The sequence below is a fragment of the Nocardioides pocheonensis genome (assembly GCF_003725535.1).
In the GTDB taxonomy this organism is placed as follows: Bacteria; Actinomycetota; Actinomycetes; order Propionibacteriales; family Nocardioidaceae; genus Marmoricola; species Marmoricola pocheonensis.
In genome coordinates, this window is record NZ_RJSF01000046.1 from 217,164 (window position 1) to 239,617 (window position 22,454).

The window sequence follows — 22,454 nt, forward strand, 5'->3', positions numbered from 1 at the left end:
GCGCAGATTATGACGTCCATATCCAGTGACAGCCGCGCGGACCGGCTACAGAACCTGTTGGCAGCGCATGCGGATCGGTTAGAGAACGCGCCAGCTCAGAGCGTGCTCACTTGGGCACACGAGACCTTCGGCCCAACGCTGTGCGCCACATCTTCCATGGCTGACGCCGTCATGGTGCACCTGCTTGCGCAGTGCGCTCCGGGTACGGACGTACTCTTTCTGGACACAGGAGTGCACTTCCCGGAGACCTTGGCGTTCCGTTCATTGATGGCCCAGAGGTACGACGTACGCGTTGTCGACGTGGCTTGGAGCTCGTCGGGTGCGCGCCGCTCCGAGCTTCAGGGAGAATGGGCCCGTGACCCTGAAGCATGCTGCCGGCGTCGGAAGGTGGACCCACTGAACCGTGCGCTGGCGCCGTATGACGCATGGGTGACAGGGATCCGGCGCGCTGAGTCGGCCAGCCGGAGGCACACGAGGGTGCTTGACTGGGATGAACGAAACCAGGTGATGAAGATAGCTCCGCTCGCTCACTGGTCCGACGACGAGATCAGAAAATACGTCCGCGAGCACGCCCTGCCGAGCCACGCACTGTCAGAGTCGGGCTACACGTCCATCGGCTGCGCCCCTTGCACGGCGCGGCCGACAAACGACGACCCCAGGTCGGGCCGTTGGCCGGGCTGGGAGAAGACGGAGTGCGGCCTGCACCAAGCACCAGCCTTTCCAGCGGGCGTCGTGACCTCCAGGTAGCTCCGCGACCGACTCCGACCCGTCTCGTGTGACGCCGCAGCCGCGATGAGACGTCGGTTCCGCATGCGCTTGGAGAGCCGGCCCGGTTGCCTGCTGCTGGGCAGCCGGTAGTCACGACCCGGGTGAGGCGGTCGTCACCCGCCGTGGTGAACCTTCATGCCTTGACGAGACGCCTGCGCTTGACCGTCCAGCCTTGCGGCAAGGATCCTTCCTTCAGCATCCGGATGGGACAACGTCGGCACTTCGGCTGCGAGCTACAGCACTTCGACTTCGGTTTCAATCGCTTGGGCATGATTCCCGATCCTTCTCGTTGACCGGGAAAGCATCCGAAATCCGCACGTTCGTCACGATCCCGTGCACACCACTCGCGACCAAGGCCAGGCCGGCAGACATCGACACGTGAAGCCGCTGAGGTCCGGTTGGCGTAGATGCGACGCACGTGCAATCTGCCCGACTTCCCTGAAGCACGATGCGGATCGCGAGCGGGCGGCACCCAGCCGGGATCTCGCTCGCCACTGCATCGCTGCGAGGCACCGCCGCAATCCGCACTGTCGAGAGCCGCCTGTCGGGGGACGACACGACGAGCTCAGAGCTTGTGTGCCCGCTCGGGTGTACTCGCGTGATGTAGCGAACGGGGTAGACGGGTTGCTGCGCCTGCGCATCCCGAATCCCAGACCCAGGACCCGCTCGGTCGGGTCGGGTGACGCCATGCACGAGGGGCCCGGACATTGCCACGGCGAATGGTGTTGTGGTGGTCAAAGTTCTCCTCCAGGTGGTGCGTGCCGCCGACTTATCCAGCAGGGGCTCGTGTCGTGTCACTCCTAGACGATGGGCACTGGCAGAGCGTCTGTCAGCCAGAAGGGACGAACCGGTCGAAGTGGATGTGGCGGTCCTTGCAGCCACTTGTCGTCAGGACCTCCACCGCGGCGTCAATCATGAGCGGCGGCCCGCAGAGATATGCCTCCCATCCGGTGGTTGACGGCAGATGCCGCGCAAGCACTTCTGTGATCAGCCCTGTCTCTCCATTCCATGCGGGGTCACCGTTCGGTTCGCTCAGGGCCGGGATGAAGGTCAGCCACTCGTTCTGCCGCGCTAAGTCCTGCAACACCTCGACCAGGAACAGGTCGCGCGCGGTGCGCGCGCCGTAGAGGAAGGTGACCTCGCGCCTGTTGCCCGTGGCTGCCAGATCCCGCAGCATCGCCAGAATCGGGGCCATCCCGGATCCGCCGGCGATCATGACCATCGGGCGGTGGGACAGTTGCACCCCGAACTGGCCAAGGGGACCTCGGAGCTGGAGCTGGTCGCCCACCTTGAGCCGCTGGTCCAGTGCGGTGGAGAACCGGCCCTCCGGGAGTAGCTTGACGATCAGGTCGACTCGCCCGGACTCCATGGAGGGGTTGGCCATCGAAAAGGAACGCCACTGGTCCGGCGCGTCGGGAACAGCGACCTCGACATACTGCCCGGCGACGAATGACATCGCGGACTCGTCGTTTAGACGCAGCCCGAGCCAGCGGATGTCGTGAGTGAGCAGATCGACTCTATCGACGGTGGCAGTGAACTCCTGAACGTGGTGACCGGCCAAATACTGCTCTTCGGTGAGGTCATCCATCGTTTTGGAGACGTCGACTACCAGGTCGCCCGAGTCGGCGAAGGTGGAGCACAGCAGGACCACTCCTGCGTCGCGATCCGCGTCGCTAAGAGCAAAGGACGTGCTCTCCCCCAAGCGGTAGTCGCCGTCCACCACGTGTGCACGGCACGTGCTGCACCCGCCGTGCTTGCAGCCGTACTTCACGTATCGGCCCTGACGTAGGACAGCCTTGAGGATCGATTCCTCGGGTTCGACGTCGAAAGTGTCGTCGAACGGCAAGATCGTTACAGCATTTCCCATGGGAGCGTTGGCCATTCCTTGTCGACGGTTGTGGAATCTTCCGAGGCCGCGTGGAGGTCGGGCAGAAGCGCCCGACCCCCACTGGCGGCCTCACACCCTCAGCGGGTCCTTGACCTCGTACTCGAGCCGCCGGATGTCGTCGATGGTCCACATCCGGTCGGGGTTCAGATGGGGCTGACCCATCAGGGTCTTCCCGTCCGGCCGGACGTAGCCCAGCGCCAAGATCACGTCGGCGAGGTCCATCCCGTCGAAGCGCTCCCACCAGTTCGCACAACCGGTGTAGATGGTCGGGTTGAGCCGGAAGATCCACTCGCAGCCCTCACTGCACACCGCATACCGCTTGCCGTCGCGGTCGAGGATTCGCGTTTCCGGCGCGTCGATGCGCGGCATCACACAGGGCACGTGGCACACCTGGCAGAACGGCGGTAGAGCAGGCAGTTCCTGCATCAACAGCCGTCCTGAGGACGGGTCGCTCATTGCTCGGTAGGCGTCCCAGAGGCCACCGTAGCGTTCGGTCCAGCCCGGGTAGTGCTTCTCGAACCATTCGTAGTCGGTTGGCCCCATGGGGTCGATGCGCCAGAAGTTCAGCGGCCAGATAGCGGCCAGCGCGATGGCAACGGAGTGGTGCATGTCGTTCACGAATCGGGCCACGTCCGGAAGTCGGTCCGGTGGCCGCAGACCGTAAGGTGCCAGCCGGCTCATGTAGGAGCCAACGAAGTCGTCGACGACCCACTCCTCCCATACGTCCTTGTATGCCCAGGGCCGGTTCACGGCGTAGTACTCGGCGACGACGCCCACCAAAGTGTCCATGGACTGGTGCTGGTGCCAGAAGTGCCGTTCCAGTGCTTCTTGGAGGAACGGAACATTTTCGGTCGCCTCCAGGCACGCCATCAGAGTGCTGTAGCCGTTGGCCATGTGCCGCGACTCGTCGGACTGAATGGAGAGGAAGGTGCTCGGCATCGCCTGGTCGCCGTTCACCGTGGCGACCTGGGGCAGCGCCACGACCAGCGGATTGGTGTAGGCCGTTTCCAACACCACCCCCAGACACATCGATACCTCGATCGGGTCACCGGTGTTGAATGGCTGGAACGACGCCCGAGCGAGCGTTCCCACAGGGTGGTTGCCCAGCGCTTGCTGCCCGATGTCGAACCCGGCAGGATCGTGGTAGTTCTTGAGGTAGTACTTGCGCAGAGCCACCTCGAGCTGAGTGTGCCGCACCTCGTCCAGCATCTGGCCGGCGTAGCCTTGCCGAAGTTCCTGGTTCTTCACCGACGAGATCAGGAATCCCGCACCACAGACCGCCTGGTACTCGGCGTCGGTGAACGCAGGGACGGCGAACTTCATGGCCTCCATGAACCGGGGCTCCGCCAGATTCGCGTTGCGGAAACGGACGTTACTGTCCAGGGCGCCGTAGACCCGGTTGTCCTTCTCGCTCTCCATTGCCGCGTAGCCACGCATCATCACCCGGAACGGGTCCTTGCCCTTCGGTGGAATGATGTAACGAGAGGGGAACTTCGGGTCCGGCTTGGCGTAGTCGAACCCCCAGTCGTAGCGCTTGCTCTTCTCGTGGACTGTTTCCAGTTTCGGTGCCACCATCGGTCTGTCTCCTTCGTGCCTAGTCGCGGAACCGCTCGGGGAGGATCTCTGAGTGAATCTCGACGACGCCGTCGTTCACGACGATGCGTCCGTAGTAGGACGTCATGTTCACCAGGAAGTCATGAACCGAGTAGTCACGACCCAGCCGTTCCGACAAACTCTCCATGTCGAACCTGAGCAGTCCGTCCCGCTCGATCTTGAAGAAGCAGTCGTTGTCGGTGATCTTGGCGTCGGGGATCTCCTCCTCGACCATGGCCACCGCCGCCGCCGTCTCCGTGCTACCGATCAGCGAAATGCCGACCGTGTCTCGGACCTTGGTGAAGTCTCGCGTTGACATGTGGTTCCCTTCCGTCTAGGCCGCGGCGGGGACGCGTAGTCCCAGTCCCTCGAGGTAGGTGGCCTGCTTCCGCATCACGTCGTCCAGCGCTGTCGCGAAGGTGGCTGCCTGGGCGGTGGCCTGGTCGAACACGGGTGCGAAGGCGTTACATGCCTCCAGGGCGTACGCGTTCCACTTCTCCACCCACCCGTTGATGAGGGTGCGGTTGTGGCTGCCGTGTTTGGGGTCATCGAGTAGGTGCTCGATCAGGGCAGCCGTCCAGCGATCGGTGCGTGCGCTGTCGGCCTCCGCGGAGGCGATCAGGATCGGAGTCACCACGTCACCATTCGCGGCGGCGAAGCGGCTGAAGTATTCGACCTTGGCGAGGTCACCGAAGAGCCGGTCGAAGCAAAGGTTGATCGCGACGACGATCTCCATCCAGTCGTTGAGAGCGATGATGTTCTCGACGGCCTTGCGCGCGCCTTGCCACACAGGGTCGGTCATCCACGCCGTCATGAAGGTGGAGTCGTCGAACCAGGGGAACGCCTCTTCCAGTTCGAAGGAGTAGTACACGACGCCCTGCAGGTGGCGCAGCTTGTCAGCCGCCTCGAAGACGATCGGGAACGTAGTCGTGTCCGACAGCGCCTCCCGCTCGGCGTAGCACAGGGCGAGGAAGAGCCCGTACTCGACGAAGGGGTAGGTCATGTAGTGCTGCGCAAGTCCGGTACGGACCCAACCCTCGTCGGCGAAAGCGAAGAGGCCGGCGGCGTGTGCGCCGGCAAAGGAACGCTCAAGCGCCTTCTCCGACTCGTTCATGCCCGCGATGTACGGCCGCTGCATCGTCTGGTTCGGGTCCCGGAAGGCGTACCAGTCCGAGCAGCGCACAACCGTGGCGTCCGCGGTGTAGGGATCCCTTCCATCGTCGAACCGAACCGGCCATCCCTGAAACGCATACTGGGCTGGGGTTGACTGCTGACCTACGGTCAGGTCCTCGTACTCGGTTGGGCGCTTGCCCTGCGGCTTGACCCACGTAAACGTTCGGTTGCCCGAGAGGGTGGTTCGTTTCGGTGCTGTGTAGACAGCCATACTGCGACCTCCGATTCCGGTGTGCGCGAGAGCAACGAGGTCCGAAGGTAGAAAGTTCGGTGGCCAGCGGTCTTGGGTTCCCGAGGTCGAATCGCTGAGCGCGTTCTGGCCTCAGAGAATGAGGGCAGGTCGTGACGCCACTGCTATGGATCGGCGCCTGGCCCACCAAGCCTCGGCAGCCGTTGGTCCGGCGGGGACCAACGTGATGTGCCTTCTCGGCCCGCAACGGCACACGAACGGACGCCAGAGGTCGAGCGTAGTGTCCTGAACCCGCGCGCTAACCCTGCTCGTGAGCGGCCGAGAACTCGCGGGCTCGCGCCAGCACGGCATTCTCGGCGCTCTCGATGCTGCCTCGGGCGCGTTCTCGGCGGCGGGCTGCCCGTTGGGCGAGCCGCTCGATGCGCCGCGCGTGCTCCGTCACGCGGTGTGCCGCGCTTCCGCCCAGAACGTCGCGCCTGGCGACGATCATGCCGGGGTCAGTGATGGCGGCTACGTTCAGATCGGCGGTGAGCGGTCGGCCTAGATGTTCACCAGCCGATGCTGCGAGGTCTGTCAACTCGAGTGAAGTGCGACCCGCTGCGACGGCGCGAGCGACCGCTGCACCGACAACCTGGTACGCCGTTCGATAATCGAGGCCCTCGCGAAGGACCATGTGCTCAGCCAGGTCGGCTGCACCCGTGAAATGGGAGGCCGCCTCAGCGGCCAAGTGCTGTTGGTCCACCTCGAGAGTGCCGACGATCATCGTGCCAAGCCGTACGAGTCGGGTGGCGTTTTCGACGACCTTGGACGTCTCACCATAGCCGTGCAGCCAGTTGTCCGTGCGTGCGGAAGGTGTGCGCTGAGCAGCGAGCAACGCTGTTGCCTGGCCAATGAGGACGTTGGTCCCGGATCGGACGACCGCGAGCGCGTATGGGTTGCGCTTCTGCGGAAGCAGAACGGATGCGCGACACAGAGAGGCGTGCAGTGTGACGTACCCAAACGCCGGACTTGCGAAGATCTCCAGGTCCTCGCACAACCGGTCCACCGTAGTAGCTGCCTGGGTTGCGGCAACCGCAACGTCGACGAGCCCGTCCACGGACCACATGATGTCTCGGGTGTGGAAGCCTGGTTCGTCGAAGCCCAGGATCGCGGCATCCCCGACCCGGTTCGTGAGAATGGGTGAACCGCCGACTCCGCCACACCCGACCGGTGATCGGTTGACCCAGACGTAGGCCGCCCAGACGCGACGCAAGTGACGCGTCGCCTCTTCGCCAAATCCGCCGAGGTAGTGACCAAAGGTCGAGGGCTGGGCAGGCTGAAGGTAGGTCGTGTCGGCCCAGGTCGTGGCAGCGTGTCCGCGCGCCTGAGAAGCGAGCGCCTCGACAAGCTCCGTAATCGCTTCGTGCAGGTCGAGCAACTGGCGACGCAACGCGATGCGGAAGGCGATCCGGCCGGCCTCACGCCGAGTCCGGCCGGTGTGAAGCCAGCCAGCAAGCACGCCGATTCGCCTCTGAAGCTCCCGTTCACGGCTGTTGTAGGCATCACCGTATGCAGCGTCGTAAGGAAAGTCTGCGGCCGGGGTTTCGTTGAATTCCAAGAGCTGGTTGATCAGCTGCCTCGCTGCAGCTCGCGGCACGACTGTCGCGTCGACGAGCGCAAGGACGTGCGCCAGATCGGCCAAGTTGAGTCCACTGTGAAGCAGCGGCGCATCCGCCGTCTCCAGGGAGTAGCCAGTTGCGACAAGTTCCGGGGCCGGTCCGCTGGTGATGCGCCCGGTGGCGCCCAAGTACCCGTCTGGCACCGCATCGATCATGGCGACTCCTCACTTGGTCAGCACTGTGGGGGCACCGCCCGTTACCAGGTACACGAGCGGTCCTTTGATCAGGTCACGCCGGGCGTACTCGATGAGTGCTGCCATCGCCTTGGCACCGAATACCGGGTCAAGGAAGACGCCCTCAGTGCGGGCTACCAGCTCCGCTGCCCACCTACCGGCGTCGGAGGGGATTCCGTAGCCCTCCCCGATGAACCCCCCGACCACTATGGGTTCCGGCGCGTTTCGGCGGTCACCGAGGAGAGCCAAGGTTCCAGCCGCAAGAGTCGCGACGCGCTCGGCCGACTCCGTGGGGGTGCGACTGGTCGCAACGCCAATGACGGGCAGGTCCGCGTCAAGGACGGTCAGGCCGGAGATCAGTCCGGCTTGCGTGCCGCATGATCCGGTCGCCAACCAGATTGAGGTCGCCTCTATCCCATGTTCGACCAACTGACTCGTGAGTTCGATGGCGCCACGGACGTAGCCCAGACAGCCGAGTGGGGTCGCCCCGCCGCGAGGGATGACACAAGGGGACCGTCCGGAATCGATCAACTCGCGTGCGACCTTGTTCAGCACTGGGTCGAGGGAGGTGCGGTCGACCTCGCCGGTCCACCGGATGCACGCCCCCGATATTTCCGCGAGCAGCTGGTTGCCGGCGGCCGGCTGTGGGTCGCCGTAATAGATGAGGTGCGGCTCGAGCCCGGCCATGGTCGCAGTGAGGGCGGACAGCATGGCCCAGTTCGACTGCGGTCCAGCGCCGGTCACCACACAGTCGTGACCCTCTGCGAGCGCATGGCCGAGTAGGTATTCCACGGTACGAACTTTGTTGCCACCGAAGCCGCGACCCGTGAGGTCGTCTCGCTTGAACCACACTTCGACGCCTAGCGCGTCGGAGAGGTTGACGGCTGGATCCAGCGGCGTTGGTGCGAGGACAGTGCCGACTCGCGGCAGGTTGTCCAGGGTTGACACCCACGATGAGTTCATGGCTGTGCGCCGTTGGAACCAACTACGCGGGTCACGAATTCGGGCGCGGAACCGAGCCCTGCCGTGGGCGCCAGGGCGGCGCTAAGCTCCTCCTCGCTGATGGCCCGGCCGACGGCTGGCTCGGACAGCAGAGCGTCACGGAACGTGAGACCCTCAGCGAGTCCGCGCATGGCGGTCTGGTAGATCAACTCATGGGCATGGTGCTTGCCGAGTCGGGGCGCGAGCTCCCGCATGACCGGCTCAGACAGCACGTAGCCGCCGCGGGCCGCGAGGTTGTCTGCCATCCGGCTAGGATCGACTTCGAGCCGTTCGAGCAGCGTGTGGGCCATCGTCAGAGTGGCCGCCGTGAGGCAACAAGCTTCGGGCAACACGAGCCATTCAGTCTTCCAGGCGCGTCCGTCCCGCTCGTGCTCTGGCAGCATGCCCTCGAACGCGAGACCGACATGCGAGCGGACGACGCGCGCCAGCGTTACCAGATGCTCGGAGATCTCCGGGTTGACCTTGTGCGGCATGGTGATGCTGCCGACGACGCCCGGTGTTGCGCCCTCGCGAACCTCGGCCAGTTCCGGGCGCTGAAGCTGGTAGACCTCTTGGCCGATCTTGCCCAGGGTCGCAGTGATCATTCCCAGTACCGAGATGAACTCGGCGACGCGGTCGCGAGCGGTCAGCCAGGCAATGTCTGGCGCCTGGAGGTCCAACCGGCGGGCGAACGCATCCAGCAGGGGCAGTGCCCGATCCCCCCAGAACTCCATTGTGCCGATCGCGCCGCCGAGTTGGACGACGCTCCAGCGCCTGGATCCTTCAGCAAGGCGCTCTCGGTGACGGCGAATCTCGGAGACCCACACCGCTGCCTTGAACCCGAACGTGACGGGGAGCCCGGCCTGGCCGTGAGTCCGGCCGCTCATGATGGTGTTTGCGTGCTCGCGCGAGAGGCGGGTGGCTGCAGCCTCGATTCGGGCCAGGTCGCGGTCGGCAATCGCGGTGATCCGCTGCATGACCAGCGCCGTCCACGTGTCGGAGACGTCCTGCACGGTCGCGCCGTAGTAGACCCACTCGCGGGCTTCCTGGGGCAGGACATGTTGAACGCAGCGGATGAGGCCGAGCGTGGAGTGCCCCGTTTCCCGGGTCTGTATGGCTAATTCGTCGAGGTCCAGCATCGACACGTGCGCATGCAGGCGGATCTGCTTGGCCGCCTCTGGCGGGACCAGCCCGACCTCGGCCTGCGCTTCGGCGAGCGCTGCCAAGATGTTGAGCCACGCCTGTGTGCGTCCGCGGTCGTCGAAGAGCCCACGTGCCTCGGGGGTGCCCCACAGATGGCCGTAGATGTTGGAATCCATGGGATGAGCGGTCATGCGTGGACCTCCGTCGTGCCCTTGTCCGCCGCGGTGGACCAGGGAGGTGTTTGAACCTTCTGTGGGGCGGGGGGTTGTTCGAGCCCGACCAGCGCGCGCAGCGCGAGGCGCACTTCGTCCAGATTGGAGCCCCAAGGCACGATCGCCCGTGCGTCATCGGTGGCGATGCCTCGCTCGATCAGGCAGCACTTTGTGAGAGTGAAGTCGCTGGAGTCGGAGGTGGCCGGCCTGAGGCGCGGACAGATGTCCACGCGCGGCGCTCGGTCGCCGTAGAAGTGTTCGTGGAACTGCACCGATCGCTCACAGCCGACCATCAGCCAGTCCAGGCGCGCCGGAGGGCGGGTGTCGAGGAAGTCGACCTGGCCGGACACCTCCGCGCCAGATCCGCGGCAGGGCAGCAGGTAGTTGTCGGCGCGGTGTTGTGCTGCCAGATCGGTGATGTCGACCTCGTCGAGCTCAAGGGCGATGGGCGGCAGGTCCTCGTCAAAGTCCAGCACCTGCTGGGCCATCGCCAAGAGCTTTGCGGGCCATGGAGGGACGACCTCGGTGACCCTCACGACCAGGGGATCTGGCCGCCAGATCACGTTGATGTGCTCGAACCGACCACGCACGGCGTAGGCCAGAACACCCTCCTGCTTGTTGGATGCCGCGACCCGGGCGAGTGCCGATGCATTGCCCACGTCGGTGTCCGGGGAGTGCAGCATTCGCACCTGGTGTGGGAGGGCGAGAACGCGCGCCTCCACGACGGGCGAGAACAGTGGAACCGCCGACTCCTTCACGACGGCAGCGAGGGCCCAGTTGTCGCCACGATGTAGGAGTAGGAAGTCGGTCCGGCGATAGACCTCGCGTCCCACGAGCAGGTCGAGGAGGGACGGCTCGGTCAGCTCGACATCGACCTCTTGGACCGAGAGCCCGCGGTAGGGACGCGTGATGAAGTTCAACGGCGGCTCGGGGATCATGATCGCACCGACACTCTCGAACGGCCCAGGTCGGCGGTATCGGCTCGGAGCCCGAGGCGAAGGGTCTCGAGAGCCAGCGCCTCCTCCGCACCCACGTTGCCCAAGCCGACGTTGGCGCCGAAGCGGCGGATGAACCAGGTCTGTTGGGCCTTGACTGGCGTCTCGAAGATCACCTGACCGAGTGGGATCCGGGCAGCAATGGCGTCGGCGAGCTCACCCCGGGGTGACCCGTCGGAGCGGTAGAGGCCCACCGTGCCGCTCTCGCGCCCCTCTGCGATGACGTAGCGGGCGCCCGCCGCGAGGTCACCCTCCATCTCGTCCACCCAGTCGCGAGGCTTGACGTCGACCTTCCCATCCTTCGCTCCGGTCTCGGCGAAGATCGTGAAGTCGCGAGAAAGACCGCGGATCAACTGCTGCTTCACGGCGACTGGCATCGACGACAGGCCGTTGGACACCTCCAAGGCCTCGACCCCGGCTCGCTGTGCCCACTCGGCCAACTCCGCAACCCGGCCCCGCTGGGCGGCAACTTCCATGAGGGTACCCCCCAGACACAGGGACACACTCGACTGGCGACAGAGAAGGGCTCGGCTCCTGAGGTCCTTGTCGACGTACCCGATGCCCCAGCCGAGCTTGAGGACGTCGATGTAGTCGGCAGCCTGCTCCAGCAGCGCGTCAAGCGCCCGCAGCGAAATCCCCTTGTCGAGGACGTGGGTCAGACCCTCCGCTCGGGGCTTCTCGGGGCGGTCGGGGAGGTCGAGGAAGCATGGCTGTTCGTACACGAGAGGCCTCCGTTCTTTTGTGGGCGACCCCGACGCTAGGCAGCCCGCCAGCTCAAGTCCCTGCCCCAGCGGGATGATCTGGGGCGACTGCTTCGTCCTGGCAAGACATGGTCGCTCGCGGCACACCCCTCCTACGGTTCCGGACAGTCGAAAGGAGCCATGATGGGACGACGGCTAATCGTGGTTGGGGCTGGCGCGGCTGGGATGTCGGCGGCCTCCGCTGCACGCCGCGTGGACGAAGAACTCTCGATCCTGGTGCTCGAGGCCGGACAGCATGCTGCGTATGGCCTGTGTGGCCTACCTTATTTCCTCTCGCAGGTAGTTCCAGAGGTGGACTCGTTGCGCGCATACCCGCCGGACTTCTTCCGCGACAAGCGTGGAATCGAGATCCGGTTCGGCGCCGAAGTGGTCCGCATCGACCCCGAGCGGCAGATCGTCCACGTGCGCATCGATGGAGACATCGAGCAGCTCGCCTACAACCGGCTTGTCCTCACTGCAGGAGCACGTCCAGTACTTCCGCCGATCCCCGGGCTCGACGACGACCATGTCTTCGCGATCCGCACGGTAGAGGGATCGATCCGGCTCCGACGGCTCCTCGATGCCGGCCACATCGGACATGCAACAGTCATCGGCGGCGGCTACATCGGCCTCGAAGTGACCGAGTCGCTGGCCGAACGGGGGGTCTCGGTCACGGTGGTCGAGGCACTTCCCCACCTGATGCCGAACCTCGACCCCGAGTTCTCCGCCAAGGTGGAGGAAGAGGTGACCAGGCATGCCGACTGCAAACTCAACACCGCCGTCAAGGAGGTGACCCGGACCAATGACGGCCTGCAGGTGGGGCTCTGCGACAGCAAGGCATTCCGGACCGACGCCGTCATCGTCGCGACGGGCGTTCGACCTGCGAGCGTCCTCGGTGAGATGATCGGTGCCGAGACCGGTCCCGCCGGCGCGCTGATCGTGGACGACCGGATGCGCACGTCGGTGCCGAACGTGCTGGCGGCCGGCGACTGCATCGCTCCGAATCACGTCGTCACCGGCTCACCTGCCTTCGTGCCTCTGGGCCCGACGGCCAACAAGACCGGCCGCGTCGCGGGGACCGTCGCGGCTGGCGGCGACGCGAACTTCCCCGGTGTCGTCGGCACAGCCGTTGTCAAGGTCTTCGGCGTGGGAGTGGCGAGAACCGGCCTGACCCTCAGCGAGGCTCTCGACGCCGGCTACGAAGCCTACGCAACCGACGCGACCGGCCGATCCCGCGCCAAGTACTATCCCGGTTCAGCCCCGGTCGAGGTGCGCCTGGTCCACACCGCCGACGGGAGGCTGCTCGGCGCCCAGTTCGCCGGCTCGGGAGACGACGTGGCCAAGCGCGTCGACGTCGCCGCCGTCGCCCTGCACGCCGCTTTCTCGGTGCAGGACCTCACTGAGCTCGACTTGTCCTACGCTCCGCCGTTTGCACCGGTTTACGAGCCACTCTTGCTGGCCGCCGCGTCGGCTGCCTCCGCGATGCGGCGCCGCATGGAGACCGTTGCGTGACCACGACCAGAGTAGCGGTCGTCACGGGCGCAGCCTCGGGAATCGGCGCTGCGACCGTTGCCAGACTCGCAGCCGACAGCCTCGTCGCCGGGATAGACGTTGTCGCGTCACCCCGGGCCGGCGTCTTGGATCTGACGGCGGATGTCTCCCAGCAGCCTCACGTCGACGCTGCCTTCGCCCGCATCATCGCCGACTTCGGTCACGTCGACGTGCTGGTCAACAACGCCGGTACGACGGGAGGCGCGCACGCAAGCCTCTGCCATGACAGCGCGGTCGAGGACTCGGACCTGATGATGGCGGTCAACGTTCGTGGGCCCTTCCCGTGGGCGAAGGCGGTGCTCCCAGCGATGCTCGCCCGTCGGTCGGAGCACATCATGAACGTCGCCTCGATCGCAGCGCAGGTCGCCTTCCCGGAGCGGTGCGCACGCACCGCCTCGAAGGGAGCCGTCGTCGCCTTCATCCGGCCACTGGCCGCCGCCTACGCGCCGGCCGGTATCCGAGCGAATGCCACCTGCCCAGGCGTGGTGCAGACTCCGATGACCCATTGGAGGCTGGACCGAGAACTGCTCCGCAAGAAGGTCGAGGCGCGCGTCCCCCTCGGTCGCGTCGCGCGGGCCAACGAGTTCGCCGCAGCGATCGCGGTCCTCGCTGGGGACCAGCTCTCCTACATAACCGGACACACGCTTGTTCTCGACGTCGGCTGGACAGCCATCTAGCTACGAGTCGAGCTACACCACCACCACAGAAGGGAAGACATCATGAGCAGGTTCGCCGACAAGGTGGCGATCGTTACCGGGGCCGGCTCGGGCATCGGACGTGCCGCCGCCGAGCTCATCGCACGCGATGGAGCGGCAGTAGGCATCATGGACCTCCGGCCCGAAGCGGCAGCGGAAACGGCTGACGCGATCATCTCCGCCGGAGGCCGAGCCATCGCTGTGCCCGCGAACGTGGCGGACACCGGCGCCGTTGACGAGGCCGTCGCAAAGGTCGTGGCAGAGTTCGGGGGCCTGCACGTGCTCTACAACAACGCCGGATGTGACTCCAGCGGTTCCGTGGCCGAGGCCACTGACGACGACTGGGACCGAGCGATGAACGTGAATGCCAAGGGCACCTTCCTCTGCTCGCGTGCGGCCGTGCCCCACCTCAAGGCGTCGGGTGGCGGCGCAATCGTGAACCAGGGTTCGGTCGCAGCGCTCGTCGCCGTCCCCAACTTCGCCTCCTACTGCGCTGCGAAGGGAGCTGTCGTCTCGCTCACGCGCTCGATGGCTATCGACCTCGCACCATTCAAGATTCGGGTCAATGCAATCTGTCCAGGGACCGTCTTCACCCCCCTCATGGAGCCTATGCTGCGCGCACGGGGCGGCGGAGACCTCGAAGCAGGGCTGGCGAAGACGCTACTCAAGTACCCCATCGGCCGTCTAGGCACGCCGGAGGAGATCGCTCGCGTCGCGGCATTCCTGGCATCCGACGAGTCCTCGTTCCTCACCGGCTCAGTCATCGCCGCCGACGGCGGCATGACGGCTCAGTAGGAGTGCCCGATGACGTTCTTCCTCAACCTCGACAAGCGTCTCCCACTCGAGGAGGCCGTGTCGCGCGTGCACGACGGAGACGTCGTCGCACTCGGCGGCGGGCTTTCTGCACGTCTTCCAATGGCACTCGTCCGCGAACTCATCCGCCAGCGTCGCCGCGAGCTGCACCTTGTCGGCTCCGCCCACGGCATCGACGTCGACCTCCTCGTCGCAGCAGGCGCCGTCGCCGTGTGCGAGGAGAGCTATGTGGGGTTCGAACAGGACCTCGGCCTGGCGCCGGCCTACCGCCGGGCAGCGCAGGCGGGTGAGCTTCACATCGCAGAAAGCTGCTGCGTGACGATGCTCACCCAGTTGCGTGCAGCCGAGGCTGGCGTGCCCTTTCTGCCGGTGCGTGGCGTCAAGGGATCCGACATCCGCCGACTACACCCGGAGTACGGGGAGGTCACCTGCCCGTTCACCGGTGAGGTCCTTGTAGCCGTCCCCGCACTGAGTCCGGACGTCGCGCTCATCCATGCTTCGCTCGGCGACCGTCACGGCAACCTGCACTTCGACAAGCCGTACGTCCTCGACGAGAGATTCGCGTCCGCAGCTAAGGTCGTCATCGCGACCGTCGAACGAATTGTGTCCACCGAAGAGGTCGCAGCCGAAGGCATCACCGTGCCCGCGCATCTGGTCGCCTCGATCAGCGAGGTCCCGTTCGGCGCCCATCCGAGCTCGTGCTACCCGGAGTATGCCTACGACCGGACCCACCTCGCTGAGTACGTGGACGCTGCTGCCACCGCCGACGGAGCCAATGCCTACCTCGAACGCTATGTGCTCGGCACCCCTGACGAGCAGTCCTACCGGAAGCTCGTTTCTGAGCCGCTGGAGCGTCTGCGTTCGTGGCATGAGTCGACCGCCGCATGGAAGGAGCTCTTCGCATGACCGCCACCGACGTAGACACCCGAGCCCTCAAGTTCTCCATCGACGAGTGGTTCGTGGTCACACTCGCGCGGACGATCCGGGACCGAGAAGCGGTGTTCCACGGGTTCGGCAGCCCGTGCGCGCAGGTGGCCATGCACGTTGCGCGCCACACCCACGCGCGGGACATGCTGCTCGTGGAGGGCGCGACCTACGCGGTCAACCCCGACCCCGCCTTCATCCCCCCCACCGGCAACGACCTGGCGCTCCAGCGGGGGGCCACATACCAGATGCGGTTCGAGGAGTTCTTCGACGCTGCCGTTCGAGGGGACATCGACCGGATGTTCCTCTCGGGCGGTCAGATCGACCAGTGGGGGAACACAAACGTCACCGCCGTCGGAGCGGTCAACGCCCCGCCGAAGGTGAAGCTCGGCGGTGGTGGCGGTGGCTGCAACCTGGCCGCCACGATCCGCAACCTGACGCTGTGGACCACCAGGCACGGCTCGGGACGCACCCTGGTCGAGGCCTGCGACTTCATCACCGACATGGGTCACCGGATGCATGGCACCACCCGAGAGGAACTCGGCTTCAGGGGAAACGGCCCTGAGTGGCTGGTCACCGAGCTCGGTGTGTTCGACTTCGTGGGCGGAAGAGCACGATTGCGTCAGGTGTTTCCCGACATATCCGTAGAGCAGGTGCGAGCCGCAACCGGTTTCCCGCTCGAGGTGGCCGGTGACCTGCGCACGGTGCCTCTGCCCAGTGCCGTCGAGCTCGCGGCACTCAGGGCAGCTGACCCCCTCAAAGTCCGACATCAGGAGTTCTCCAAGGATCAGCTGGCCCGTGTCTTCGAACATCGACCAGACAAGACCTGTGCATGCTAGATCCGCCGCTCACGGCGTTGGACGCCGTGTTCCAGCCACGCCGTATCGTGCTCGTCGGCGCGTCCGACCGGCCGGGCAGCGCAGGTGCGGTGCTGTGGGAGAACCTCTCCGCTTACGCCGGTGAGGTCCTCCCCGTCACCAGGTCGGGACTGCCGGTTGCCGGCGTCCGGTCCTACCGCAGCCTCCTCGACGTGCCGGGCATCGTGGACCTTGTCGTCATCGTAGTACCGGCTGGTGAGGTCATTGACGTGGTCCGCGAAGCGGGCGTCAAGGGGGCGGAGGCCTGTGTGGTGATCTCGTCTGGGTTCGCTGAGACCGGCCCGGCGGGAGCTCGCCTACAGCAAGAACTCAACGAAGTCGCACGCAGCTCCGGTGTCCGCATCATCGGACCTAACTGTCTAGGCGTCCAGCATTCTGCTGCGGGCCTCAACGCCTCCCTGACCAGGGCCGGCCCGGCTCGCCCGGGCACGATCAGCATGGTCACCCAGTCCGGTGCCTACGGCATGGCGATGCAAACCCTTGCCGCGGACGAGGGCATGTCTTTCGACAAGCTCATTGCGTCCGGTAACCGTGTCGACGTCACCGACACCGAGATGCTGGCTCACCTGTCCCGTGACGGGAGCGGACCCCTGTGCTTCTTCCTCGAGTCGCTCCCGGACGGTCGCTCCTTTGTGGAATTGGCTCGTCAGGTCACGCCGTTGCGTCCAGTCATCCTGTGTCGTACCGGGAGTTCGTCGGCGGGGCAGCGGGCCGCGCTGTCCCACAGCGCCAGCTTGGCCGGAAGGCCTCGGATCTGGTCCGCTGCGTTCGCACAGGCGGGAATCATCCAGACGCGATCCGGCCTCGAGATGCTCGACGCGGCGAGAGCGCTGGACGCCCAGCCTGCTCCTCGGGGGAAACGCACCGGCATCGTCACCAACTCCGGAGGCGTCGGCGTCGAGCTGACCGACCTTCTCGCTCTCGAGGAGATCGACGTGCCGCTGCTCAGCCAGACCCTGCGCGCTTCGCTGGAGTCGTTCCTACCCCCGTTGGCCAGCGGCGCTAATCCCGTCGACCTGACCACCGTCTGGAAACGGTTTCCCGAACTCTATCCAGCCGTCATCGACGTGCTGGCTCGCAGCGGGGAGGTGGATTCGGTGGTTACCGTGCTCCTTCAGCGCTCGGCAACTTCACCGGTCACCGAGGCGATCGCGGACGCGGTGCGACGCCTGCGTGGAGAGGGGGTCAGCATCCCGATCTACGCCTGCTGGGTGGGCAGCCGGGACTCGCTCGCGCAAGCGGCACCGCTGCGCGACGTGGGAGTGCCGATCTTCGAGTGGCCAGAGCGCGCAGCGAGAGCCATCGGTCATGCCGTCCGGCATGGCCTGTCTGGTCAGCCTCGCGCTCAGTCAACAGAGCCCGTGACGGCGAATGCGGGCATATGCGACGGCTGGCTAGACGCGGCCGACGCGGCCGCGGTACTCACGCCCTTCGGCGTGCCGCTGGTCCGCTGGGTCGCCTGCGACGCAACGAAATGGGCGGTCCCGGACGCCGAGGAGCTCCACCGGCCCATAGTCCTCAAGGCTGTTCATCCTGAGCTGCAGCACAAGTCCGATGTGGGCGCGGTCGTGCTCGGGCTCGCGGAAGACGACGAGATCGAAGCGGCAGCGCAACGCCTCGCCAAACTGCGGAACGGGGTTACCCTGCTGTGCCAGGAGCAGGAGACCGGGATCGAGGTCATCGTCGGCGGTATCCGCGACGCGGAGTTTGGTCCTGTCGTGCTGGTTGGTCTGGGTGGGGTCGACGTCGAGGCGACCGATGACATCCAGCTCGCTCTCGCCCCGGTCACGACGACAGAGGCCGTTGCCATGATCGAGCGCCTACGCGGCGCAAGCACGCTCCTGGGAGGTCGACGCCCCGGGGTCGCAGTCGGCGAACTCGCGCACGTCGTGCAGGCGCTCGGTGCGCTGCTCCTGAGCCGCACTGACGTGGAGGAGATCGATCTGAACCCTGTCCTGGCTCGCCCCGACGGCTGCACTGTCGTCGACTGGCGAATCCGGGTCTCATCCTCGTCCCGCGAGGACGAGCGCCAGCCCGGTCCGGGCGAATCGGCAGGGCGAGTTTGGTCTCGGTAGGGGGAGGTGTGGCGAGCCGGAGTCGGCTTAGCGTCAACGACCACACACAGGGTGTCTCACCCACCAGGAAAGGAGTCCCCGATGCGGATCGGCTCTCAAGATGTTCTTCTCCCGACCACGATGGTCGGCAACTACCCGAACCCGCGCTGGTATGACGGCCAGGCCTTCGCGGCATTCCCCAAGGGCGAGTTCGTGTACGACGCGGTCAGCCGGGAGGCGTTCGACGACGCCGTGGGGGCGATCGTCCATGACCAGGAGGCCGCGGGTCTGGACATCATCAGTGACGGCAGGGTCTACGGCGGCGACTCACCCTACGGTCAGATCCTCTACCACTACACCGAGCGGATGTCTGGCTACAAGCAGGCCGGACCCCCGATCGGTCTGCCGATCTACTCCACGCTCTTCGCACCCAGCTGCGTGGGCGAGGTGCGCCGCGAAGCCCCGTTCCACCTCGCAAACCTCCGCGCCACTCGCAAGGCGACCAAGAAGCCGGTCAAGGTCTCGTACGTGGGCATTCAGGTGCTCGCCGCCGCGACGAACAACCAGTACTACAAGGAAACCCGCGAGCTTGCGATGGCGATCGCGAAAGCGTTCAACGAGGACTTCAAGGAACTGGCGGAGAACGGCTGCGACATCATCCAGATCGACGAGTTCGTTTGGCCCTACGGCATGGGCGACTGGGAGATCGAGGTCCTGAACACCGCCGTTGAAGGCGTCGACTGCCAATTCTGGGTGCACACGTGCTGGGGCAATTACTCCGGGACCCCCGGCTACTTCCCGAACGAGGACGACAAGGAGTTCGGTGCTTGGGTGCTCGATCAGCGGTCCAGCAGCGCGCCGGCGCCACAAAAGGCCGTGCCGATCTTCCCGCAGGTTCTCGACGCCAACATCGACGCGCTCAACTACGAGGTCGGCCGTACGGGATCGGACGACCTCAAGCCGCTCCTGGACAACAACTGGGACAAGCCATTCGTCGCGGGCGTAATCGATGTCAAGTCCACTGTTACCGAGACGGCCGACGAGGTCGCCGACCGTATCCGGCAGGTTCTGGAGTTCGTCCCGGCAGAGAACCTCGGCCTGAGCACCGACTGCGGTCTGATCAATCTGCCTCGGATGATCTCGGCCGGCAAGCTGCGTGCTCTTGCTGATGGCGCGGCGATGGTGCGCAACGAGCTGATCGAGAAGCGGGCCTGAGTCGACTTCCGTCGTGGGCGGGCAACCGCCCGCCCACGACGGAAGCAACGAGCAATCCCACGGTAAGATCCCGCTCACGCTCCCCACGCGCCGCGCCGTAATCTCGCCGACTCTCACTGCTGTATCTACCTGCCGGCGACCCGAGACGAACTCACAACACATACAGGTCAACACTTGCATAGGACCATCACGTGAGGACTTGCCGCGGTGCGGAAGGAAGCCGTCACACCACTGCACCGTGGCGCCGCCCTCCGTGCGCGGCAGCCGGGCCCCCAAGGCGAGCGCATCGACTGGAAGGTTGCCTCCATGGCTGTTCAACCGAGGTCTGACGAGCAGGGCTACCGCGTCCACAGCTCCCACTGGGGCCCATTTGAAGGCCGCTGGTTGGGCGAACAGCTCGACATTCGACCGACCTGTAGCGTCGGCGAGACACCTCCCCTCATGGGCAACCTCGTCGACACCGCTCGTCACGCAACACGAGTGACCCAGCCCATGATCCGCAGCGGTTGGCTCGAAGCCGGCCCAGGACCGAGCATCCGAGGTCGCGACCCGTTCATACCAGTGAGCTGGGACGAGGCCGTACGACTCGTCGGGGACGAAATCCGGCGAGTCATCGAGCTCCACGGCAACGAGTCGATCTATGGCGGGTCCTACGGATGGTCGTCGGCCGGGCGGTTTCACCACGCGCAGAGCCACGTGCACCGCTTCCTCAACGTCGCCGGCGGCTACGTCGCCTCCAAGGGCACCTACAGCACGGGAGCAGCAGAGGTATTCCTCCCGCATGTCGTCGACGCCGTCGACACGGTTACGTCGCTCTGGCATGACTGGGAAGCGATTATCACCGGAAGTGACCTCATTCTCGCGTTTGGTGGCATCCCGCTGAAGAACATGCTCGTAGCGCCCGGCGGTGTGGCCGACCACTGCGGACACGAGAATCTGCGCCGCTATTCCGCAAATGGAGGCACCGTTGTCAGCGTCAGTCCAGTGCGCGATGACGTCCCGACGGACCTGCCGTGCGAGTGGATCCCTATGCGAGCCTTCGGTGACACTGCGCTTCTACTCGCCTTGTCGTACGTGCTCATCAACGAGGGGCTCCACGACGAGCGCTTCCTGGACAGGTACACCGTTGGATTCCCCCGATTCGCCGACTATGTCCTCGGGAAGACCGATGGCATACCCAAGACCCCATCGTGGGCCGAAGGAATCTGCGGTGTCGCAGCTTCCGACGTGGTCCTCCTCGCCCGCCGAGCTGCTAGTTCCCGCACGCTGGTTAACACGACGTACTCCCTTCAACGCTCTCAGTTTGGAGAACAGCCACTCTGGGCTGCGCTGAGCTTTGCAGCGCTGTTGGGACAAGTCGGACTGCCAGGCCGGGGGTTCTCGTATGGCCTCGGGTCCATGGGAAGCCACGGGAAGCTGCCAATGGCGTTTCCGATCCCCGCACTTCCGCAAGGCAAAAACCGCGTGGCCACGTTCATCCCTGTTGCCCGGGTCGCCGACATGTTGCTTCGGCCGGGCCAGGACTACGACTTTGACGGCCATGTGCTTACCTATCCGGACATCCACCTTGTGTATTGGGCAGGCGGCAACCCGTTCCATCACCATCAAGATCTATTTCGGCTCCGCGAAGCCTTTGCCCGACCGGACACGGTGGTAGTGCACGAGCAGTACTGGACCGCCACGGCACGTCACGCCGACGTCGTCCTTCCGGTCACGTTATCGATGGAGCGGAGCGACCTTGGCGCCGGACGTCAGGATACCCGACTGATCGCGATGCACCAGCTCGTGCCACCGCTTGCCGGGACGCGGGATGACTTCGACATCTTCGCTGACCTGGCCGCACACTTAGGAGTCCGGGAGGAGTACACCGAAGGAAGAAGTAGCCACCAATGGCTCGACGTCATGGTCGCCCAAGTCCAGCAATCCATGAGTTCGGTGGGTCTGAACCCACCCGATCGCGATGAGTTCTGGCGCGTCGGCGGATTGGACATCCCTACTCGCCCCCGAGGCGAAACGCCGATCGAGGCATTCCGCAGGAATCCGGATCGCCATCCCCTGCCCACCCCGAGCGGGCGCATCGAACTCTTCTCCGAAGTCATCGCTTCGTTCGGCTATGACGACTGCCCGGGCCATGCGACCTGGCTCGAGCCCTCCGAACGAGTCACCGTCTCTGAACAACAGCAGGGCTTTCTTCAACTTGTCGCGAACAATCCGGCCACCCGGCTCCACAGCCAGTTGGATCCGGGCCGAACAAGTCGACACAGCAAGGTGTCTGGACGAGAACCCCTGCGGATCGCTGCGCGAGACGCTGCGGTGAGAGGCATCGCTGACGGAGACCTGGTGCGCGTCTGGAACGACCGAGGCCAACTCTTGGCAGGTGCGGTCGTCACAAACGACGTAGTCGATGGTGCCGTTCAGCTATCAACTGGTGCCTGGTTCGAACCCGCCGATCTTGATGGGCGCCCGACATGCATCCACGGAAACCCCAACAGCGTCACTCTGGACGCAGGCACCTCCAGGCTGAGCCAAGGCTGCAGCGGTCAACTAGCCCGCGTCCGGGTTGAGAAGTTCCTCGGCGAGGCGCCCGATGTCACAGTGACAAAGCATGCGCCGCACTCAGATTGACGCCGAGGCGCAGATGCGGTCAGTCGCGCCGTAAAGGAGGGCCGGTGAACCTCTCGATGTTCCGGCGCGCGACGGACTCCATCCACATCACCCACCACTCGAGTGCGCCCAGCCGCCTCAGGCATAGTCTCCGCTGCGCTTCCTCTGACGTTCGGGCTGAATGCTTCCCCCTGATCCGCTGCTGT

18 protein-coding genes are annotated in these 22,454 nt (G+C 65.3%); 9 read left to right on the forward strand and 9 right to left on the reverse strand.

All coding sequences use genetic code 11. The features are described from left to right. Positions 1-9: 9 nt before the first annotated feature. Positions 10-747 (forward strand): phosphoadenylyl-sulfate reductase, encoded by a 738-nt coding sequence (locus EFL26_RS20610; RefSeq protein ID WP_123224787.1) that lies wholly within the window; start codon positions 10-12, stop codon positions 745-747. Positions 748-1,597: 850 nt separating this feature from the next. On the opposite strand, the gene EFL26_RS20615 is transcribed toward EFL26_RS20610, so the two are convergent. The 9 genes from EFL26_RS20615 to EFL26_RS20655 form a co-directional block, all read right to left on the reverse strand. Next, positions 1,598-2,614: a 2Fe-2S iron-sulfur cluster binding domain-containing protein gene (locus tag EFL26_RS20615; RefSeq protein WP_246000310.1), complete on the reverse strand. Its 1,017-nt coding sequence runs from the start codon at positions 2,612-2,614 to the stop codon at positions 1,598-1,600. Between the two features lie 111 nt (positions 2,615-2,725). Next, the gene (locus tag EFL26_RS20620) at positions 2,726-4,231 is read right to left on the reverse strand and encodes an aromatic/alkene/methane monooxygenase hydroxylase/oxygenase subunit alpha (protein WP_123224789.1); all 1,506 of its coding nucleotides are present in this window, start codon (positions 4,229-4,231) and stop codon (positions 2,726-2,728) included. A 19-nt stretch (positions 4,232-4,250) separates the two neighbouring features. Continuing rightward, on the reverse strand, positions 4,251-4,568 hold the full coding sequence (locus tag EFL26_RS20625; RefSeq protein ID WP_123224790.1) for an MmoB/DmpM family protein: 318 nt from the start codon (positions 4,566-4,568) through the stop codon (positions 4,251-4,253). Between the two features lie 15 nt (positions 4,569-4,583). Then, the gene (locus EFL26_RS20630) at positions 4,584-5,633 is read right to left on the reverse strand and encodes an aromatic/alkene monooxygenase hydroxylase subunit beta (protein WP_123224791.1); all 1,050 of its coding nucleotides are present in this window, start codon (positions 5,631-5,633) and stop codon (positions 4,584-4,586) included. Between the two features lie 277 nt (positions 5,634-5,910). Continuing rightward, positions 5,911-7,425, reverse strand: a complete 1,515-nt coding sequence (locus tag EFL26_RS20635) for a lyase family protein (protein ID WP_123224792.1) — start codon at positions 7,423-7,425, stop codon at positions 5,911-5,913. A 9-nt stretch (positions 7,426-7,434) separates the two neighbouring features. Next, positions 7,435-8,391 (reverse strand): 1-aminocyclopropane-1-carboxylate deaminase/D-cysteine desulfhydrase, encoded by a 957-nt coding sequence (locus EFL26_RS20640; protein ID WP_246000311.1) that lies wholly within the window; start codon positions 8,389-8,391, stop codon positions 7,435-7,437. Positions 8,392-8,402: 11 nt separating this feature from the next. After that, positions 8,403-9,758, reverse strand: coding sequence for a 3-sulfopropionylcysteine synthase XcbD (xcbD, locus tag EFL26_RS20645; protein WP_123224794.1), 1,356 nt, complete (start codon positions 9,756-9,758; stop codon positions 8,403-8,405). Next, a complete protein-coding gene (locus EFL26_RS20650; RefSeq protein ID WP_123224795.1) occupies positions 9,755-10,717 on the reverse strand; it encodes an XcbA family protein in 963 nt (320 codons plus the stop codon). The genes xcbD and EFL26_RS20650 overlap by 4 nt, the downstream gene beginning before the upstream one ends. Continuing rightward, positions 10,714-11,622 carry a phosphosulfolactate synthase gene (locus tag EFL26_RS20655; RefSeq protein ID WP_246000312.1) on the reverse strand — a complete coding sequence of 303 codons (909 nt, stop codon included), beginning with the start codon at positions 11,620-11,622 and terminating at the stop codon, positions 10,714-10,716. The genes EFL26_RS20650 and EFL26_RS20655 overlap by 4 nt, the downstream gene beginning before the upstream one ends. Before the next feature lie 36 nt (positions 11,623-11,658). On the opposite strand from EFL26_RS20655, the gene EFL26_RS20660 reads away from it, so the two are divergent. The 8 genes from EFL26_RS20660 to EFL26_RS20695 all read left to right on the forward strand — a co-directional run bounded on the left by EFL26_RS20660 (position 11,659) and on the right by EFL26_RS20695 (position 22,269). Then, entirely contained in the window at positions 11,659-13,026 is a 1,368-nt protein-coding gene (locus EFL26_RS20660) for an FAD-dependent oxidoreductase (protein WP_123224833.1), read from the forward strand. Beyond that, positions 13,023-13,742 (forward strand): SDR family NAD(P)-dependent oxidoreductase, encoded by a 720-nt coding sequence (locus EFL26_RS20665; RefSeq protein WP_123224797.1) that lies wholly within the window; start codon positions 13,023-13,025, stop codon positions 13,740-13,742. Before EFL26_RS20660 ends, EFL26_RS20665 begins: the two co-directional genes overlap by 4 nt. Before the next feature lie 42 nt (positions 13,743-13,784). Beyond that, positions 13,785-14,555: an SDR family NAD(P)-dependent oxidoreductase gene (locus EFL26_RS20670; RefSeq protein WP_123224798.1), complete on the forward strand. Its 771-nt coding sequence runs from the start codon at positions 13,785-13,787 to the stop codon at positions 14,553-14,555. 9 nt (positions 14,556-14,564) lie between these two features. Next, positions 14,565-15,479: a CoA transferase subunit A gene (locus EFL26_RS20675; RefSeq protein WP_123224799.1), complete on the forward strand. Its 915-nt coding sequence runs from the start codon at positions 14,565-14,567 to the stop codon at positions 15,477-15,479. Next, the gene (locus tag EFL26_RS20680) at positions 15,476-16,336 is read left to right on the forward strand and encodes a CoA-transferase subunit beta (RefSeq protein ID WP_123224800.1); all 861 of its coding nucleotides are present in this window, start codon (positions 15,476-15,478) and stop codon (positions 16,334-16,336) included. Before EFL26_RS20675 ends, EFL26_RS20680 begins: the two co-directional genes overlap by 4 nt. A gap of 26 nt (positions 16,337-16,362) precedes the next feature. Beyond that, positions 16,363-18,450, forward strand: coding sequence for an acetate--CoA ligase family protein (locus EFL26_RS20685; protein ID WP_246000314.1), 2,088 nt, complete (start codon positions 16,363-16,365; stop codon positions 18,448-18,450). Positions 18,451-18,531: 81 nt separating this feature from the next. Continuing rightward, complete coding sequence (locus EFL26_RS20690) at positions 18,532-19,644, forward strand: cobalamin-independent methionine synthase II family protein (protein ID WP_123224802.1); 1,113 nt, start codon at positions 18,532-18,534, stop codon at positions 19,642-19,644. A gap of 306 nt (positions 19,645-19,950) precedes the next feature. Beyond that, positions 19,951-22,269, forward strand: coding sequence for a molybdopterin-dependent oxidoreductase (locus EFL26_RS20695; protein WP_123224834.1), 2,319 nt, complete (start codon positions 19,951-19,953; stop codon positions 22,267-22,269). The last annotated feature ends 185 nt before the right edge of the window (positions 22,270-22,454 follow it).

What these genes read in the sequence shown, in the direction of transcription:
- EFL26_RS20680 (WP_123224800.1), top strand. Translation starts at nt 15,476, where the DNA reads ATGACCGCCACCGACGTAGACACCCGAGCCCTCAAGTTCTCCATCGAC.
- EFL26_RS20610 (WP_123224787.1), top strand. Translation starts at nt 10, where the DNA reads ATGACGTCCATATCCAGTGACAGCCGCGCGGACCGGCTACAGAACCTG.
- EFL26_RS20620 (WP_123224789.1), bottom strand. Translation starts at nt 4,231, where the DNA reads ATGGTGGCACCGAAACTGGAAACAGTCCACGAGAAGAGCAAGCGCTAC.
- EFL26_RS20660 (WP_123224833.1), top strand. Translation starts at nt 11,659, where the DNA reads ATGGGACGACGGCTAATCGTGGTTGGGGCTGGCGCGGCTGGGATGTCG.
- xcbD (WP_123224794.1), bottom strand. Translation starts at nt 9,758, where the DNA reads ATGACCGCTCATCCCATGGATTCCAACATCTACGGCCATCTGTGGGGC.
- EFL26_RS20675 (WP_123224799.1), top strand. Translation starts at nt 14,565, where the DNA reads ATGACGTTCTTCCTCAACCTCGACAAGCGTCTCCCACTCGAGGAGGCC.
- EFL26_RS20670 (WP_123224798.1), top strand. Translation starts at nt 13,785, where the DNA reads ATGAGCAGGTTCGCCGACAAGGTGGCGATCGTTACCGGGGCCGGCTCG.
- EFL26_RS20630 (WP_123224791.1), bottom strand. Translation starts at nt 5,633, where the DNA reads ATGGCTGTCTACACAGCACCGAAACGAACCACCCTCTCGGGCAACCGA.
- EFL26_RS20635 (WP_123224792.1), bottom strand. Translation starts at nt 7,425, where the DNA reads ATGATCGATGCGGTGCCAGACGGGTACTTGGGCGCCACCGGGCGCATC.
- EFL26_RS20625 (WP_123224790.1), bottom strand. Translation starts at nt 4,568, where the DNA reads ATGTCAACGCGAGACTTCACCAAGGTCCGAGACACGGTCGGCATTTCG.
- EFL26_RS20650 (WP_123224795.1), bottom strand. Translation starts at nt 10,717, where the DNA reads ATGATCCCCGAGCCGCCGTTGAACTTCATCACGCGTCCCTACCGCGGG.
- EFL26_RS20695 (WP_123224834.1), top strand. Translation starts at nt 19,951, where the DNA reads ATGGCTGTTCAACCGAGGTCTGACGAGCAGGGCTACCGCGTCCACAGC.
- EFL26_RS20690 (WP_123224802.1), top strand. Translation starts at nt 18,532, where the DNA reads ATGCGGATCGGCTCTCAAGATGTTCTTCTCCCGACCACGATGGTCGGC.